Source organism: Paenibacillus sp. Y280 (assembly GCF_056786335.1).
On sequence record NZ_JBXCIW010000004.1, the window covers coordinates 38,396 to 55,420 of the forward strand.

At 51.0% G+C, this 17,025-nt stretch carries 16 protein-coding genes; 3 read left to right on the forward strand and 13 right to left on the reverse strand.

Annotated features, from left to right (window positions below; translation table 11 throughout):
* Positions 1-46 precede the first annotated feature (46 nt).
* The 3 genes from AC1TPC_RS06335 to AC1TPC_RS06345 form a co-directional block, all read right to left on the reverse strand.
* The gene (locus AC1TPC_RS06335; protein WP_482066024.1) at positions 47-1,066 is read right to left on the reverse strand and encodes a hypothetical protein; all 1,020 of its coding nucleotides are present in this window, start codon (positions 1,064-1,066) and stop codon (positions 47-49) included.
* 180 nt (positions 1,067-1,246) lie between these two features.
* Complete coding sequence (locus AC1TPC_RS06340) at positions 1,247-3,274, reverse strand: ABC transporter ATP-binding protein (RefSeq protein ID WP_482066025.1); 2,028 nt, start codon at positions 3,272-3,274, stop codon at positions 1,247-1,249.
* A 22-nt stretch (positions 3,275-3,296) separates the two neighbouring features.
* Complete coding sequence (locus AC1TPC_RS06345) at positions 3,297-5,042, reverse strand: ABC transporter ATP-binding protein (protein ID WP_482066026.1); 1,746 nt, start codon at positions 5,040-5,042, stop codon at positions 3,297-3,299.
* A gap of 621 nt (positions 5,043-5,663) precedes the next feature.
* On the opposite strand from AC1TPC_RS06345, the gene hmpA reads away from it, so the two are divergent.
* Positions 5,664-6,899 carry an NO-inducible flavohemoprotein gene (hmpA, locus tag AC1TPC_RS06350; RefSeq protein ID WP_482066027.1) on the forward strand — a complete coding sequence of 412 codons (1,236 nt, stop codon included), beginning with the start codon at positions 5,664-5,666 and terminating at the stop codon, positions 6,897-6,899.
* A gap of 5 nt (positions 6,900-6,904) precedes the next feature.
* Here hmpA and AC1TPC_RS06355 read toward each other — a convergent pair whose 3' ends face one another.
* The 8 genes from AC1TPC_RS06355 to AC1TPC_RS06390 form a co-directional block, all read right to left on the reverse strand.
* Positions 6,905-7,417, reverse strand: a complete 513-nt coding sequence (locus AC1TPC_RS06355; protein ID WP_482066028.1) for a Crp/Fnr family transcriptional regulator — start codon at positions 7,415-7,417, stop codon at positions 6,905-6,907.
* Complete coding sequence (locus AC1TPC_RS06360) at positions 7,404-7,550, reverse strand: hypothetical protein (protein ID WP_482066029.1); 147 nt, start codon at positions 7,548-7,550, stop codon at positions 7,404-7,406. The genes AC1TPC_RS06355 and AC1TPC_RS06360 overlap by 14 nt, the downstream gene beginning before the upstream one ends.
* Positions 7,538-9,841: a helicase C-terminal domain-containing protein gene (locus AC1TPC_RS06365; RefSeq protein WP_482066030.1), complete on the reverse strand. Its 2,304-nt coding sequence runs from the start codon at positions 9,839-9,841 to the stop codon at positions 7,538-7,540. Before AC1TPC_RS06365 ends, AC1TPC_RS06360 begins: the two co-directional genes overlap by 13 nt.
* 127 nt (positions 9,842-9,968) lie before the next feature.
* Positions 9,969-10,364, reverse strand: a complete 396-nt coding sequence (locus AC1TPC_RS06370; protein WP_482066031.1) for a hypothetical protein — start codon at positions 10,362-10,364, stop codon at positions 9,969-9,971.
* Between the two features lie 54 nt (positions 10,365-10,418).
* A complete protein-coding gene (locus AC1TPC_RS06375) occupies positions 10,419-11,891 on the reverse strand; it encodes a PP2C family protein-serine/threonine phosphatase (protein WP_482066032.1) in 1,473 nt (490 codons plus the stop codon).
* A gap of 42 nt (positions 11,892-11,933) precedes the next feature.
* Positions 11,934-12,167 carry a hypothetical protein gene (locus tag AC1TPC_RS06380; RefSeq protein WP_482066033.1) on the reverse strand — a complete coding sequence of 78 codons (234 nt, stop codon included), beginning with the start codon at positions 12,165-12,167 and terminating at the stop codon, positions 11,934-11,936.
* An 18-nt stretch (positions 12,168-12,185) separates the two neighbouring features.
* Positions 12,186-12,416 carry a cold-shock protein gene (locus AC1TPC_RS06385; protein WP_482066034.1) on the reverse strand — a complete coding sequence of 77 codons (231 nt, stop codon included), beginning with the start codon at positions 12,414-12,416 and terminating at the stop codon, positions 12,186-12,188.
* Between the two features lie 157 nt (positions 12,417-12,573).
* Positions 12,574-12,888, reverse strand: a complete 315-nt coding sequence (locus AC1TPC_RS06390) for a hypothetical protein (RefSeq protein ID WP_482066035.1) — start codon at positions 12,886-12,888, stop codon at positions 12,574-12,576.
* Between the two features lie 163 nt (positions 12,889-13,051).
* On the opposite strand from AC1TPC_RS06390, the gene AC1TPC_RS06395 reads away from it, so the two are divergent.
* Positions 13,052-13,183 (forward strand): DUF4023 domain-containing protein, encoded by a 132-nt coding sequence (locus tag AC1TPC_RS06395; RefSeq protein ID WP_482066036.1) that lies wholly within the window; start codon positions 13,052-13,054, stop codon positions 13,181-13,183.
* A 292-nt stretch (positions 13,184-13,475) separates the two neighbouring features.
* Here the strand turns inward: AC1TPC_RS06395 and AC1TPC_RS06400 are convergent, their stop codons facing one another.
* Together AC1TPC_RS06400 and ggt are read right to left on the reverse strand one after the other, a co-directional pair.
* Positions 13,476-14,669: an amidase gene (locus tag AC1TPC_RS06400; RefSeq protein ID WP_482066037.1), complete on the reverse strand. Its 1,194-nt coding sequence runs from the start codon at positions 14,667-14,669 to the stop codon at positions 13,476-13,478.
* Positions 14,670-14,703: 34 nt separating this feature from the next.
* Entirely contained in the window at positions 14,704-16,284 is a 1,581-nt protein-coding gene (gene ggt / locus AC1TPC_RS06405; RefSeq protein WP_482066038.1) for a gamma-glutamyltransferase, read from the reverse strand.
* A 256-nt stretch (positions 16,285-16,540) separates the two neighbouring features.
* On the opposite strand from ggt, the gene chrS reads away from it, so the two are divergent.
* Complete coding sequence (gene chrS, locus AC1TPC_RS06410; protein ID WP_482066039.1) at positions 16,541-17,023, forward strand: chromate efflux transcriptional regulator ChrS; 483 nt, start codon at positions 16,541-16,543, stop codon at positions 17,021-17,023.
* Positions 17,024-17,025 lie beyond the last annotated feature (2 nt).

The window sequence follows — 17,025 nt, forward strand, 5'->3', positions numbered from 1 at the left end:
GGTCAAAAACCTTGGGGACAGCTCCTTTCCCGCTATTAAGGAGTGCTTATGCTGTTGCTGCTGACGAATCAGCCGTTTCTGCCGCCGACTGCTCTTTGGAAGCAGCTCCATCCGGACATTCGCCGCGCGGGCCTTTGCCGCCAGATCCACCCTTGCCGCCCTCGCCTGGAGCTGGCAGTTCGCCGTTCACATGCTTTGTTGCATGCTCGACTGCTTCAGCCAGCCTTGTGTCGTACTGCTCCTGTGTGATCTCTCCGGCTGCAAGCTTCTCAGCCAGCTTCGTCTTCCGATCACTTGCAAGAGCATCAATAACGACTTGTACTTTAACACCCTTCTCGGCTGCAATAGCGGCAAGCGTCTTGCCAGCCTCTTGCTCAGTCCTCAGCCCTTCCGCCGTTAAGCCAAGCGCCGCGGCCGCGGCATCAAGATTTTTGCCAAACCCTTTATTACCGCCGCCGTCATGCTTCCCCATGCCGAGGCCCTTGGAATCGAGCAGCTTTTCCGCTGCCTTGGACGAATCCGGCTTCTTTAGCTCTGTCCCGGAATCCGGCTTCTTTTGCTCTGTCCCGGAATCCGGCTTCTTTTGCTCTGTCCCGGAATCCGGCTTCTTTTGCTCTGTCCCGGAATCCGGCTGCTTGTCCGTGTTCTCGGCAAGCGCAGCCGCTTCCAGCCACACTACAAGCTTCGCCTTCAGCTCCGCTCTTGTCTTCCCTTGCTCGGCCGCAACCTCCGCCAGTGTCAACGTTTTGAGCTTTGTCCGAAGCGCATCTTCTTCTAACCCTAAGTACGTCAGCAGCTGCTTTTGGATTTGTGCAAAGCCGTGTCCGCCGCGCTTGCCTGCGCGATCCTTCTTAGCTGAAGCATTCTCTGCTTGCGTATCCTGCACCAGATGCTTGTCGCTGCTGCTTGCCATTGCCGCATTTACGTATTGGCTTGCCCACAGGCCTCCGCCTCCAAGTGCCAGCGTTAGTGCGATTGCACCTGCTGTCATTACTTTTGCTTTCTTCATTGTATCTTCCACCTTTCTCTTTCGATTTGTTGTTGCAAGACCTATCATAGCCAGCATTGCTTAAGCCTCCTTTAATGCAAGCTGAAAGTTGGCTGAATATTGGCTTTATATGGATACTTTCCTTTTTTTAGCTGCTTTAATTGAATACTTTTCTAACCTAGCTGCCAGCCGGTTCAAAGCCTAGCATTATAAAATAAAAACGGCTAAGCAGGATTTAATCCCGCTTAGCCGTTTTATTTATGCCGGTAAAGCTGCGCCAAATTGCAGCTGATACATAGCATAATACTTGCCCTGATGCTCCATAAGCTCATCATGGCTGCCGCGTTCGACGATAACACCGCGGTCAAGCACGAGAATTTGATCGGCATTGCGAATCGTCGACAGACGATGCGCGATAACGAAAGTCGTGCGGCCTTTCTTCAGCACGTCAAGCGCCTCTTGAATAATTGCTTCCGTCTCCGTATCAATGCTTGCTGTCGCTTCATCGAGAATGAGGATCGCCGGATCATAAGCGAGCGCCCTCGCGAACGAGATCAGCTGCCGCTGGCCGGCTGACAGCGTGCTTCCCTTCTCGATAACCGGCGCATCAATGCCGCCAGTCAGCTGGCTGAACATTTCATATGCTCCTACATCGCGAAGCGACTGCTCGATCTTCTCCCTGCTAATCGCCGGATTGTCCAAGCTGATGTTGGAGGCGATCGTTCCGGTGAACAGGAATGGGTCCTGCAGCACGATACCCATATGCTGACGAAGCATCTGCTTCGGCATATGCTGCACATCCGTGCCGTCCACGATGATCTTGCCCTCATTCGAATCATAGAAACGGAACAGCAGGTTAAGGATCGAGCTCTTGCCGGAGCCGGTATGGCCGACTAGCGCTACGGTCTGGCCTTGGTGTGCGTGGAAGGAAATATGCTTCAGCACGTAGTCATCCTTTTTGTAAGCGAACGAAACGTCCTCGAACTTAACATCGCCCTTGTAGCGCTCCATTTTGCCCGGCACAACATCGATTCCTTCCTCATCCATCAGCTTGAAGACGCGCTCTGCGGATACGCGGGCCGTCTCCAAATTGGACAGCTGGTTGACGATTCCGACAATCGGCGCAAACATCCGGTTCATATAGTCGACGAATGCGTATAGCACGCCAACCGATACAGCCCCGCGGAGCGAATCGCCCCAGAACATCCAAATAACGATAAGGAACAAAATGTTCCGAATGACGTTAACCAAATTATGCGACGTAATCGAATTGAGGCTGAGCAGCTTGTTTTGATACTTGTAGTAATACTCGTTCATTTCCTCGAATTCCTTGGTCGTCTCCCTCTGGCGGCGGAACGCCTGAATGATCGTCATCCCTTGAATCGACTCATTGATCATGCCGTTAATTTCACTCAGCTTCGACCGTATAATCCGGTTGTAACGCGCTGCAAATTTCCGGTAAACAATAATCCAAACGATCAGTATAGGGATCAGCGGCAGCGCGATAAGCGCTAAACGCACATCCAATAGGAACAACGCTCCATAAATCGCAACCATATAAATAATGCCTGTGAAAAAATTCGCCAGCACCGCGACATAAAGCTCGCGAATCGCTTCCGTATCGTTCGTTACGCGCGAAACAACCTGCCCTGCCGACAAATTGTCGTAATAGTTCACTGGCAGCCGCTGTGTATGCGCGAAAATATCAGTACGCATCTTCCTAACGATGCGATTGGCCGACGTTTGCAGCATAAGCCGCTGTCCATAAGTAAATACCGCAACGAGCAGCAAAAATCCAAAATACATAAAGGCCAGCTTCATTAATGATGGAAACTCCGGCTTATAGAAGGAATAAAGCTCCTGCTTGCTCAGCTTCGTTACCGGGTAAGAAACGGTCTCTCCCGTATCCTTGTTCGTCACACTCAGGGTATTCCCCTCTACGACACGCTTGCCTTCCTCGGACTCGAGCGCCCCGTCCAGCCAATAAAATTGGCGTCCGACCTGAAGCACGCGAACCTCTTTGCCCTTCTGCTCCCCAGCGCCAGCGGCAAAGTGATCCTCGCGCTTATACCATTTATCTTTATAAAGAACCGCAAAGTCTTGCTCAGCCTCGACCTCATGCCACTTTTTCTCGATACCGAGAATGTTTTGGTCAATCATCCGCTTTGCAATCAATGGTCCTGCAAGCTCTGCGCATACCGCAAGCACAAGCAGCAGCAAAGCAACCAGAATCGGTTTTTTATAAAGCATGGCGTATTGAAACAATCGTTTTCCTGTGTTGCCCATTGTCCTTCACGCCTCCATTTTATTACGTTTCAATAATGGCCTCCAGCTGCTGGCGATCATACTGCTCGCGATACCAGCCGCCTTGCTCCAGCAATTGCTCATGCGTGCCTTCCTGCACGATTCGTCCCTCATCGAGGACGATGATCCAGTCAGCATGCTGCACCGCCGACAAGCGATGCGTTGTGATGAGCGTCGTCTTGCCTGCTCTTTCCGTACGGATGCCCTCAATAATTTCGGCTTCCGTCTTCCCGTCAACCGCTGACAAAGCATCGTCCATCAGCAATATTTCTGGATCGGCAATGAGCGCGCGCGCGATGCTGACCCGCTGCTTCTGACCGCCGGACAAAGCGACGCCTCTCTCGCCAACCATCGTTTCCAACCCATCAGGCAGAAACTTAATATCCTTCGCAAACGATGCGCGTTCAAGCGCCCGCTGCAAATCCTCGTCCGTACCTTCTTTGAGTCCAAAAAAGATATTTTCGCGAATCGTCTTCGAGAACAAAATAGGCTGCTGCGGCACATAGCCGATCCAGCCAAGCAGGTCGTCGATCTTCAAGCTGCTGAGCGATGTGCCGGAAATGCTGATGTCGCCTTGGCCAAGCGGATACTCCCGCAGCAGCTGCTTCAGGAGCGTCGTTTTGCCGCTGCCGGTTCTACCGACGATCCCAAGCGTCTGCCCTTGATGAAGCTTAAAGGAAACATCGCCGAGGTTATCCGTCGTAGAAGTAGGATAGCGGAACGTCACATTGCGGAATTGCAGCGACGTTGGCTCCTCCACCCGTGACGGCACGCTTGCATCCGCCACATCCTGCTTGTAGCCAAGCGTCTCGCTGACACGATCCAAGGAAGCATTGCCCCGCTGCATAATGTTAATGAGCTCGCCGATGGCGAACATCGGCCAGATGAGCATCCCAAGAAATACGTTAAAGGATACCAATTCGCCGAGCGTAATTTCGTTGTGGAACACGAGGTAGCCGCCATAGCAAAGGCCGATCAAATAGCTCGTTCCGACGAGTATTTTCATCGTTGGCTCAAATAAGGCGTCGATGCGCGCTACTGCGATATTTTTGCTAAGCACCTCATCTGTTTTGGCGCTAAAGCGCGCCTCGCTTGCTTCTTCCTGCACGAAGGCTCTAATGACCCGAACGCCGGATACCGATTCCAGCACCTGATCGTTCAAATCGCCGAACGCGTCCTGCGCATCCATGAACCGCTCGTGAATCTTTTTGCCATAATGCTTCATCGCCAGTGCCATGAGCGGCAGCGGCAGCAAGGCGGCAAGCGTGAGCTTCACGCTAATGAGCCCCGCCATAACGATTAGAATCGTAATCATAAACAAGGTCGAATCGATCAATGTCAAAATACCAAAGCCCGCCGTTTGCGCTACTGCTCCAAGGTCATTCGTTGAGCGCGCCATCAGATCACCCGTGCGATTACGCTCATAGAAGGTAGGGGTCATTCGTAGAAAATGGCCCATTAACCGCGATCTAAGCAGCTTCTCCAGTACGAATGCCCCGCCAAACAGCTTGTAATGCCATATGTACGTGATGCCGTAACCAACAACCGTGAGTGCGATCCAGCTGTACAGGATGCGATCAAACTCTGCCTGCCCGAGCAAATCCTGATGGATGCCATCAATCGTATAGCCGATTAGCCATGGAGGAATGACATCGATAAAGCCTGTGAAAATAAGGAGTGAAACGGCGAGCGTATAACGCTTCCAATTCATTTTGAAAAACCAGCTTAATTTTTTGAGTACACTAAACATGCTTCTCTACCACACCTTCCGCTATCCATCCATACATCGTTTACCTTTAATTTATTCCCGAAGCAAGCGCAAACGGTTGTCTCCGGCCTTAGACGGCTGAAGCAAGTTTTGCGTTGAAATAGAGGTGCATACCACCTCTATATGCAAAAAAAGAAGCGTGTCGCCGTAACGACACGCTTCTTTATCTTGCAGAACGCGGCCTGGAAAACGGCTGGGTCCCGCACACATAAAAAAGGCGCATGATTACAGTGACGTAACCATGCGCCTCTAATGATCGGAATATCCTTAATCAAAGAGAAACGACGCGCGGATGGATTACGTTATTCATGTTCAAACGATCGTTCATTGCTGCTGTTGGGTGAAAATCAATGTGAATGTTCATGGAACGCAATCCTCCTCTCGATAAAATATATTAGTCACTTTACCATTGGTTCAAAATACTGTCAATACCCGAAAGCGCTTTTTTTCCAGCTCGAATGTAAGACGAGCCTCCTATCAACCTCATCCAAATGCCACTGCTGTCACAAATTGTTGCGGATTACTGTGATTTGGATCACAAGGCAAGCCGACCCCTGCGTCTATACTTGGCTTATAACCAAGTAGACTTTGGAGGGATTATTCATGTTAAGCCCACAATCGGTTCAAATCATTAAATCAACGGTACCCGTACTGGAAGTTCACGGCGTAACGATTACGAAACGCTTTTATCAACTGCTGTTCACCAATCACCCTGAGCTGCTGAACCTATTCAATCACGCTAACCAGAAGCAGGGCAGACAGCAAACCGCGCTCGCCAATGCCGTTTATGCGGCCGCACTCCATATCGACAACCTGGCAGCTATTATTCCTGTCGTGAAGCAAATCGGGCATAAGCATCGCAGTCTGGGCGTTAAAGCTGAGCATTATCCGGTAGTCGGCAAATATTTGCTGATGGCAATCAAGGATGTGCTGGGCGAAGCGGCTACCGAAGACATTTTAAATGCATGGGCAGAGGCTTACGGCATCATTGCGGACGCTTTTATCAGCATCGAGAAAGAGATGTATGTGGAGGCGCACACGCAGGCTGGCGGATGGGAAGGCTTTCGCGCGTTTCGCGTGGATCGGAAGGAGATGGAGAGCGATGTCATTGCTTCTTTATACCTGGTGCCAGAGGATGGCGGCGCACTACCAAGCTTTGAGCCGGGTCAGTACGTGAGCGTCAGGGTCGATCAGGAAGGCGCGGAGCATACGCAGATCCGTCAGTACAGCTTATCTGATGCATCTGGAAAGCTCTATTACCGAATTTCGGTGAAACGCGAGGATGCTGCAGCAGGTCGTCCCGCAGGCCAAGTGTCCGCCTATTTGCACAACCATATAGACGTAGGCGCCACGTTGTGGCTGTCGGCTCCTGCGGGTGATTTTACGCTGAATACAGCAGATAAACGTCCGGTGGTGCTGCTTAGCGGAGGGGTCGGCTTGACGCCTATGCTCAGCATGCTGAATACGCTCGTTGACCGCTATCCGGAGCGTCCGGTTACGTTCATTCACGCCGCTCAAAACGGAGCTCTACACGCCATGAGGCAGCAAGTGAGCTTGCTTGCCAGCAAGCATCCTCAGCTTTCTGTCTACTACTGCTACGAGAATCCGATGGAAAGCGACAGGAAGCAGCAGCTCTTCCATAAGGAAGGTTACATCGATCTGCCTTGGCTGCAGACGGTGATTGCGGAGAAGAATGCTTCCTTTTACTTCTGCGGTCCGACACCGTTTATGGCAGCCATTAATCATTCGCTTCGACAGCTTGGTGTTCCAGATTCGGATATCCATTACGAATTTTTTGGCCCTGCAGCTAGTCTGGAGCTTGCCTCCGCAAACGGCTAGAACACTTACTCTACCTTTCCCTTGGACTGCGCGCGCAGCAGCCGATTGACCGTCTCGCGGCGAAGGCCGATAAGCTGTCCAATCTCATCTTGGGTCAGCACATCGGTGATCGCAGCGGGCGAAGTGTAAGCCGCGAACCATTGCTGCAGCTTGCTCAGCTTATCGGCGGGCGCAACCTGCGTCAATTGATCGATTCGCTGCTGCATCATTCTCAGCTTGCTTTGCAGGAGCAGCGCAACCTGGCGGCTTTTCTCTGCGCTTTGCTTGAGCTCCTCGTACCATTGCTGAGGCGGTACGATATCCACCTCGCAGGTTACGAGCGCAACCGCCGTACCATGATAAGGCATCGGGCTGATCAGCGAATGATGCGGAATGATTTCATTTGGCAGGATGATATTGACGAGATATGGATTGCCATCCTCATGCACGCGAACGATTTTCAGCAAGCCGCTCCTCAGGTGAAAGAGCGAGCCGCTTTCCCCTTGATGGAACAACGTTTCTCCTTTATGCAGCAGCATCGAATTCCCCTTTTTCTATTGAGTCCATCCGGTTTTCCGGCTGGGCTTTTTTTTGTTTTGGCGCAGCAAGCCGAATATCGGCTAAACCGAAATCCGACACCGCCATGTTACAGAAACGGATTACCCCTTCCACTCCTCCGGCAAAAGCCGCTGGTAATGCGATTGCAAATACCGATCGTCTATGAGCACGAGCGTTCCGCGATCAGTTTCCGAGCGAATGAGGCGCCCTCCCGCCTGCAGCACCTTGTTCATCCCCGGGAAGACGTAAGCATAATCATAGCCGCTCTTGCCCTGCTCGTTAAAATACTCCTTCAGCATATTCCGCTCTACACCCAGCTGCGGCAGTCCAACGCCAACCACGATTACACCGATTAATCGGTCGCCAGCCAAATCAACGCCCTCCGAGAACACGCCGCCCATCACCGCAAAGCCAATCAAAGACTTCCCGCTCCCAGCCTGAAAGGTCTCCAAGAAACGATCGCGCTCTTCCTCCGACATATCCGGTCTTTGCAGCAGCACCTCTGCATCCGAGTCATCGCCGGCAGGAGTCGACCACTCCTTCAGCTCCATATACGTCTCATAAACCGCGTTCATGTAGGCGTAGGAAGGGAAAAACACGAAATAATTTCCCGGCCGCTCGCCCATTAGCTTCAATATCAGCCTCGCGATCGGCAGCTTCGATTCATCCCGGTCATGATATCTGGTAGAAAGAGGATTAATGACGACATCAAGCTGCTCCTTTGCAAAAGGTGACGGCACCGCGAGCGTATAGTCATCCTCACCCGCTCCCAGCATGTCCATATAATACGAGACCGGCGAGAGCGTGGCAGAGAAATAAATATGCGAGCGGTAGCCTTTGCCCATCTGCTGCAGCAATTGCGAAGGATCTAGGCAAAACAGCTTCAGCCTTACCTCGTTTTTCGATAGCTCAATATAGACGACATAGCGCTCATCAAACAGCTTTGCCGTTCGGATAAAGTTTTGCGCGTTAAAATAAGCATCCAGAAGCGTTCCGCTTCCGGTAATGCCTGCCGCCAGCGCTTGCTCCGCTGCAGACGCGAAAGCATCCGCCAGCCCGACCAGCTCCTCCGGCAGCTGGCGCTCTACCAAATGCGGAGCGCCGTCGCTGTTTTTGCGCAGCGCGATAAAATAATCGTTGATTGCCTTTGCCGTCCGGTAGCCCTCGTTATGCACGCCCTTCAGCTCACGCTGCAGCGCAAGGAAAGGAGCCTTCGTCAGCTCCCCGGAGAACATCTCCCGCGCCCGGTCGACAAGGTTATGCGCCTCATCGACAAGCAGCGCCGTCCGCTTCTTCATCTCTGCATATTGACGCTTAAACGAAATACGCGGGTCAAAAATATAATTGTAATCGCACACGACCGCATCTGCTGCGTAAGCCAAATCGAGCGAATATTCGAATGGGCATACGCGATGCTTATGTGCGTAGGCTTCGATCACCGATCGGGTCATGACCGTCTCATTTTCCAATATATCAAACACCGCTCCATTGATGCGATCATAATAGCCTTCCGCATACGGACAATGCTCCTTCTCGCAGCGCACTTCCTCTTGAAAGCAAATTTTATCTTTCGCTGTTATCGTAACGGCATGCAGGTGCAGCCCTTTGCCTTGCATCAACAGCAGAGCATCCTCGGCTGCCGCTCTCGTCGTCGTTCGCGCCGTCAAATAATAAAAGCGCTGCAGCATGCCCGCGCCCATCGCTTTGAGAGTCGGATAGGTCGTCGAAATCGTTTTGCCGATGCCGGTGGGAGCTTTCGCAAATAAACGAACGCCCTCCTCAATCGATTTATAGACTGCCCCTGCAAGCTTCCGCTGCCCGGCGCGATAGGTATCAAACGGAAAGGCCAGCTCGCGAATGCTCTCGTTTCTAACCTGTTCATGCCTGCGGCGCAGCTGCGCATAAGGCGCGTAACGGGAAATAACCTCATGCACATACTGCTCCAGCTCCTCGAAGCTAGCCTCTCTAACGAATCGCCGCTCCTCCTCCGTCGCAGTCTGGACATAGGTGAGTTGCACGCGCATCGCCGCCTGCTCATGCTCCTTAGCGTACATATAAGCATAGAACAAAGCCTGCGCCCAGTGAACGGGATAACCATCCTCGGTTATTCGATCCAAATCACCGCCAGTCGACTTTATCTCATCAACAGTAAGCAACGGTTCTGTCCCAAGCAGCCCGTCACAGCGTCCATCCACAACAAACAACAGATCATCCACCGCGATGTCCGCTTTGACGTAGACCTCCTTCTGATCCTGCTCGCCGTAGGTACGCTGCACTCTCTGATGCGCCTTCGTACCTTCATGCATCGTATCGATTGCATTTAGTCTGACGTCGATGCTTCCGCTAAGAAACACATATTCGACTAAGTTTCTTACCGAAATCGTGACCGTATCATGGATTTGCATAACGTATCATTTCCGCTCCCATAAAGAACATTTGTTCTTCATTGTAACACAAGCCGCGCTTGCGCAACCTTATCCCATGCATAAAAAAGGGACGCCGCTGCGTCCCTCCTTACGTTACTTAGTCCTATTAGAGCACTTCCTCATCCGTCTCATCCTCCGGATGATTGCCGACGCCGTTCAACAAGTCAGTGCCATGAAACTCCTCGCTTGGCGATGCAGGGTCAATCGGACTGCCTTTCGCAACGGCATCCGCATCGGGTACAGCTGCCAGCTCCTCCGAAATCTCCTCTGCTGTATCGACCTCATCAGAGCTTAGCTCATCTTCACTCTCTATTGCTGCTGGAATATGCGACTCATGCACATGCGCGTTCTCATGCGGATGCTGCTTTTGCAGCAGCTCCGATGCGTCAGAAACCGCACCGTCTTGCACCTCTTCCGTAAATAAACCAAACGATGGGTCTATATCCTTCTCCGTCACTAAGCTGCTCGATGTATGGTTATCGCGATCATGTCCGTTTGCCATTTCAATTACCTCCTCAGTCGTTTCTACCCTATAGTACCCACAATCTGGGCTGTTCTAACCAAAAAAAATGCTACAGGCTGCAATCACGATGGTCGCATTATCTTGATAGGGCCTTTGCTTCGCGAGGACATGCTCCAAAATAAAGGCTGCGGCATCTTGAGGGGATTGGCGCACCGCCTCCTCCAGCAAAGTCCCCGATAAATCATCATAAAGGCCATCGCTGCAGAGTATAACCCAATCACCTGGCGCCAGTTGCAGCGACATTTGGTTAGCATCGATCTCGATTATGCGGGGAATGCCGAGATAGCTCGTCAATAAATGACGCTCTGGATGCGAATCGGCTTCCTCTTGGGTAAGCTTGCCTGCCTGAACAAGCTCATTCAACCGATTCGCAAATAAATGGTCCCGCGTCAAAGGTATAAGCACGCCGTCTCGATACAAATAAATGCGGCTGTCCCCAGCCGATATCCAGTGCAGCTGTCCCTCCTGAATAACGACGGCAATAAGCGTCGTTCCAACGCTCCATTCCAGCTCATGGTACAGCGCCAGCTCATAGACCGCTTTATTCGCCAAATGCAGCGATTGCTCCAATACCCGCGGAATGGAATCCTCCCCTTCCGTTATGCTTGTAAACTCGCTTAGCATCGTCTGCACCGCCAGCTCACCTGCCTCCTTGCCCATCTCATAACCGCCCATCCCATCAGCCAACACGGCAAACACGCCATTGCTCTTCATTTCATCCGAATTAGCCAAGACCGCTAACCCAAATGAATCCTGCTGCTCCTCGCGCTCGCCGATATGCTGCGCATAGCCGGTTATAATTTTGATTGCGGCAGCTGCGGCGGCTGCGGTGGCTCCGTTATCGGAGCTTTGTTCGGCAACGGCTGTGCCTCCATCTACAGAGCTTTGTTCAGCAGTAGTTGCGACTCCATCTTCGGATATATGTACATCAGTGACTTCGTCTCCATCTTCGGATCTTTGCTCATCAATGGCTGCTTCTCCATCATCGAATCCTTGTTCATTAGCTGCTGCGTCTCCAGTATCTGATCTTGGATCTTCAGCGGTATGTGCAGCCGACGCTAGCGGTTCCATGGATAGCTTATCAATGGGTGGTTGTATTAGACCATCTTTTGGAATAATTGTTGAGGGAACTTTGGGAGGGTCTGTTGGAGGGTCTGTTAATGTAACTTTGGGAGGAATTATTAAAGGTACTGCTGCTGTATGCGTATTAGTCGTCGCTATGGCGAGATCCACTTTGGGCCTAAGTTTAGGATGAGCAGCCTGCACAGAGGCATCTCTTTCATTGCTTGTGCGTCTCCGACTTGAAGGCAGATCGAACACAAATACAGCCAGCAATGCCCCAAAGCCGATCATGGTGCCTACGAGACCCCTTTCGAAAAACTCGAGTTGCTGCTTGCTCCACAGCTGATCAAGCTGCTCATCCGGTATAGCCTTTATTCCGATAAACGCCATTACGAGCAGCAATAGAACAACTGCCAAACCCCTATTTATCCATTTTCTGATCATACGATCCCCCGCCTCGCCTCAGCTTGTCACTCATCTACATTTTTATTTCTCGGCGCTTCGATTTATTCCGAATCCATTATCATTGGCCGAATAGAATGACAACATAATGAGACAAGTCAAGCTGTGCGACAAAATCGCATGATGTTTAGGACATATTGTATGAGAATTGCTTAAGTACCGAGGCGACTCATCTACGATCAAGCGTGATTTTGGAACAGAAAAGAAGCCAAGCTCGGCATGAACGGCTGCTGCCATTCGTGCGAAGCTTGGCTTCACTCTGCGATTAAGAGCCACCTATGCGATCGGTGTGCCCTTCTTGAGCATCTTCATATCACTATTGGAGTTATTGAGAGCGGGCAGCATTTTCTCGCCGCTGACCATCGGTTCATGGCAGATCAAGCAAGTAGGAACGTGATCAAAAGCAAAGTTATCCCGCATCCAACTGTTGCACCCTTCCGTCTCACATGTCCATACCTTCGTGTTTTCTTCCGGAATCTCTTCAAGCGGTTTTTTACGATTGTACATGGTCAGCCCCCTTTGCGCTAAAAAAGGAAAAACTGCCTCGAACTTATGAGTAAGGGGCAGTTATCATTTATAAACAGCAGTGTATTGTGAATATTTGCTTCAAACTTGCAATTGATTTCATTGTACCATATTTCGTCCAATAAAGGCAAATCTCAGCCTATAGTTTTGCGCCTTTTTTTTTGGAAAATCGCTGTAATAAGCAAATATCTGCTCTACGGGCTTGAAATACAGATGTCCGTCCTCCCATGGCTGAAAATGCAAGTCCATTCTGGCGATCGGCCAATGGACTGGCGTCCCGGATGTGCTTAATTTGCCGGGCAGCACAGGCTCCTCCACGATTGCCGGGAATTCCTGATAGCCAAACAGCAAATTTTCGTGCAAGCTGATGCACCTCTGTTCCCTGCTTCGCCGCTTCAATCGCTTCCTCTTCAAAGCCTTCCTTTATGTACGCCCGCGCCATTGTATTATTCATTTGTTGTCCCTGTGACACATATCGCTATCATAAGGGAGGACAAGCGCTGCTTTCAATCGCTATTTTACCAATATACGGGCTGAGCGCCGGATTTTTTTGTTGATTGGATATTCTAATTAATGAAGTTGTGAAGCATTGCTCAAAATAGAGGAGGATGAGTGTATTGGAAAGCACAAGCGAGTTTGTCGCAAAGTTAAAAGCTACTCAGCACAAGGCTGAGCTTAACAAAAGACGCAACGGTAACGGCAACCCGGCTGAGCGGCTGAGCACTAAGCAGCACAGCACCAATAAATAGCAGCGAAAGCAAAAGCAGACCCCTAGCGAACTACAGCTAAGGGTCTGTCTCATATGGTCTTCAACCCTCGAAAATTACGCTAATGAGCTAAATTAGTGAGAGGCTCCAGCTCGCCAAGACGAATTAGGTCAAATATCTCCCTGCTCCAACTCGTTCCTTCCGCTTCATTAATCGTCTCCAATAGAACAAACCCATTCGTGCTCGGAAGCGCGGCTAGCTCCCTTCCATTCACCTTGATGGATGTTAACTACATTGGTTTAAGCTCCTTTTCATTCGCTCCATAAGCTCCTTTTCATACGCTCAATGGCTTTATCCTTACAGCCACTCGGTCAGCTACCCACTCCAGCAGCCTCATATCTTGATTTCGGCCCGCGATAAAGGAAATGCCAATTGGACAGCCCTGCTCGCCCGCAATCGGAACCGTCACCTGAGGCAGTCCTGCAAGTCCAGCCACGCAGCTCATTTCGAGCGTTTGCAGCCTGCGTCGCTCGACCTCTGAGCCCGTCATATTTAGCGGCGGCGCAATAGCAGGCACAGTCGGCGCAACAAGCACGATATCCTCACCTAGCCATTCATCCATCCTCATGCGTATCTCTTCTCGAAGGATATAAGCTGCTCCGCTTTCCTCCAGCTTAAGCGTGCTTGCCCAGGCAAATCGCTCGGCGATGCCCGGCCCGAAGGAAGGGTTCTCGCGTGTAATCCACTCCTGATGCTCCCGCCAAATTTCCAGCCCTTGAATTGTGCGAAAAGCATTCATCCATTCCCGCAATCCGTTCGGTGCTACAACGATATCCTCCAGCTGATCGGCTAATTCGCGCAAAGCCGGAAAATAACGCGACGCGGCAGCATATGAATGCTCATCCGTTAATGACCATAAATCATCTGCAAATGCCATTCGTGGAAAAGCCGCTTTTCCACTCCTTTGCGAATCCAGCAGCACACGACCCACATCTAGCAGCGTCTTCGCATCGCGGGCCATCCAGCCCACCGTATCGAAGCTTGGCGCAAGCGGGATAAGCCCGCTCACATCAATAACTCCATGAGTAGGCCGGATGCCGTAAATGCCGCAGTAAGCGGATGGAACACGAACCGAGCCTCCCGTGTCGGTGCCAATGGCAAAGTCAGCCAAGCCAGCTGATACCGCAACCGCCGAGCCGCTTGAGGAGCCTCCCGGAATGCGTCCTATCGCTTTCGGATTCACAGGCGTGCCATAATGCGCGTTCTCGCCATTAATGCTGTACATGATCTCATCGGTAATCGTCGTTCCCATTAGCTTCGCGCCGCTGCCAAGCAGCTTATCTACAACCACTGCATTTCGAACTGACGGTTCATGTGTTCGAAGCCAATCCGGATTGCCTGCTCCCGGCGTGTGGCCTGCAATATCGAACACATCCTTAACTGCAAACGTCTTGCCGCTCAAGCTGCCTTCACTTAGAGGCAGAGCAACCACTTGTTCATTCGCATACGCATTCCAGTTACGCTTCATCTATATCTCTGCCTCCACGTCACTCATCTTCGATCTACCAACCTATAGCCGCGCCATCGCTCCGCGGGTCCGAGCCGCCTTGCAGGAAGCCCTGCTCGTCGCGCAAAATCGCATGAGCATGCCCCATAACGCCGTCAAAATCATTCACCTTCCGCACGATATGGCCGGCTTGTGCCAGAGACTCCAATACTTCGGCGGAAACGCGTCCCTCTATTTTCAGCTCCTGCGTAGCCTCTCCCCATGTGCGGCCCCATACCCACCTAGGCTCGTTAATCGCTTGCTGCGGGTCCATGCCGTAATCAATCATCCTCGTAAAAATCGCAGTCTGCGTTTGAGGCTGTCCTTCCCCGCCTTGCGTGCCGTATAGAACAGCAGGCTTGCCATCAAGGCAAGCCAACGCCGGCATAAGCGTGTGGAACGTCCTTTTGGCCGGCTTCAGACTGTTCACATGGCCCTGGTCCAGCGAGAAAAACGAGCCGCGATTTTGCAATAAAACTCCCGTATTGCCTGCCACGACGCCAGATCCAAACTCGAAATACAAGCTTTGGATAAAAGAGACCGAATTGCCCTCCTCGTCCACGACGGCTGCATAGGCGGTATCGCTGCCAAGCACCTCTGATTTTTCCGTTGAGGCACGATTTAATTCAATAGAAGCAGCTAGGCTCGCTGCATAGCTTTTGTCCAGTAGCCGCTCAAGCGGCACGTTCGTAAATGCGGGATCGGATAAATATTTATTACGGTCGCGGAAGCTCAGCTTAAGCGCCTCAATGCAAAGCTGATAATAATCATGCGAGCCATGGGCGATATCGCCCAGCTTGAACTGCTCCAATATATGAAGCGCCATAATGCCAGAGAAGCCCTGTGAGTTCGGGGGCATCTGATGAAGCGTGTAGCCTCTGTATGACCCCTCGACCGGCGTTACCCAATCGCCATGGTGATCGGCAAAATCATCCGCTGTCAGAAGTCCATCATGATTCCTAAGGAAACTCGTAATCTCCTTTGCGGTCTCGCCTTTATAAAATTCATCGCGTCCAAATTCGGCTAAGCGGCGCAGCGTCTTCGCAAGGGCAGGCTGCTTGAAGCGCTCCCCTGCCTTAACCGCATGGCCGCCAGGCAAGTAAATATCCGCGGTCTCAAGCGTCCTGGCAAGCACAGCTTCGTTTTGAACCGTATTGTTATATTGATCCTTCGTCATTGGAAAGCCGTTCTCAGCATATTCAATAGCGGGAGCCAGCACCTCCGCCCATTCCAAGCGCCCATACTCGCGATGAACCGCATCCCAGCCGTCTACCATTCCAGGAACCGTTACAATGCTGCCTATGCCTCGGTTCGGAATCGCCGCCATCCCTGCATATGCGCTGATGTTTGCGTTATAGCCCGATCTGCCGCTAGCGTTATAACCGCGAACCTTGCCCTCGGACTGCTCATAGCTAAGCCAAAAAGAATCTCCTCCGAGACTCGTCATATGCGGGTAAACGACTGCAAGGCAGGCGCTGACAGCGACAGCGGCGTCAAACGCATTGCCGCCCTGCGCTAAAATACGAGCGCCAGCAGCAGTAGCTAAATAATGAGGGCTTACGACCATTGCTTTTGTACCGATTACGGACTGATTCACGGCTACCACTCCCAAAAATAGTGTCATATTGAATGAGTCATGCAAGGCGATTTGCAATATGGTAGATAACATAACATCTTATCTGAATTTAAAATACCATCTAAATAGGAGATAGGCAACTAAAATGTAATCACTTTTAACATAATGTATTGAAAACGAATGAGTTTGTGTATATATTTATACATATGGTAATTAAATGATGATATTACAAGACATCTTGAATTGACACCAAATGAAATTGGAGCTGATATAAACTATGCAAACAAAACCAGCCGTTGAAACCTTCACAATGGAAATTGATGATATTGATCGTAAAATCATAGCTGAACTCAATATTAATGGAAGAATATCTTACACAGACCTCGCAAAAGAGATCGGTTTATCGCGCGTAGCCGTTCAATCCCGCATTAATGCGCTCATGGATGGCGGTGTAATCGAGCGCTTTACGGCCGTTATTAACCCAGAGCGGATCGGCATTCACGTTTCAGCCTTTTTTAACGTTGAGGTTGAGCCCAAGCATCTTCACGCTGTTGCCGATCAGCTTTCAAACGAGCCATTCGTAACGAGTCTTTACCATATGACCGGTCCGAGCAAATTACATATGCACGGTCTATTCCGCAACAATCAGGAGATGGAGCATTTTCTGAAGGAGAGGCTGTACACGCTGCCCGGCATCATGAGCGTTGACTGCCAGGTTCTTATTAATCGTTATAAGAGCCGTATGGGAATGAGGTTGTAACG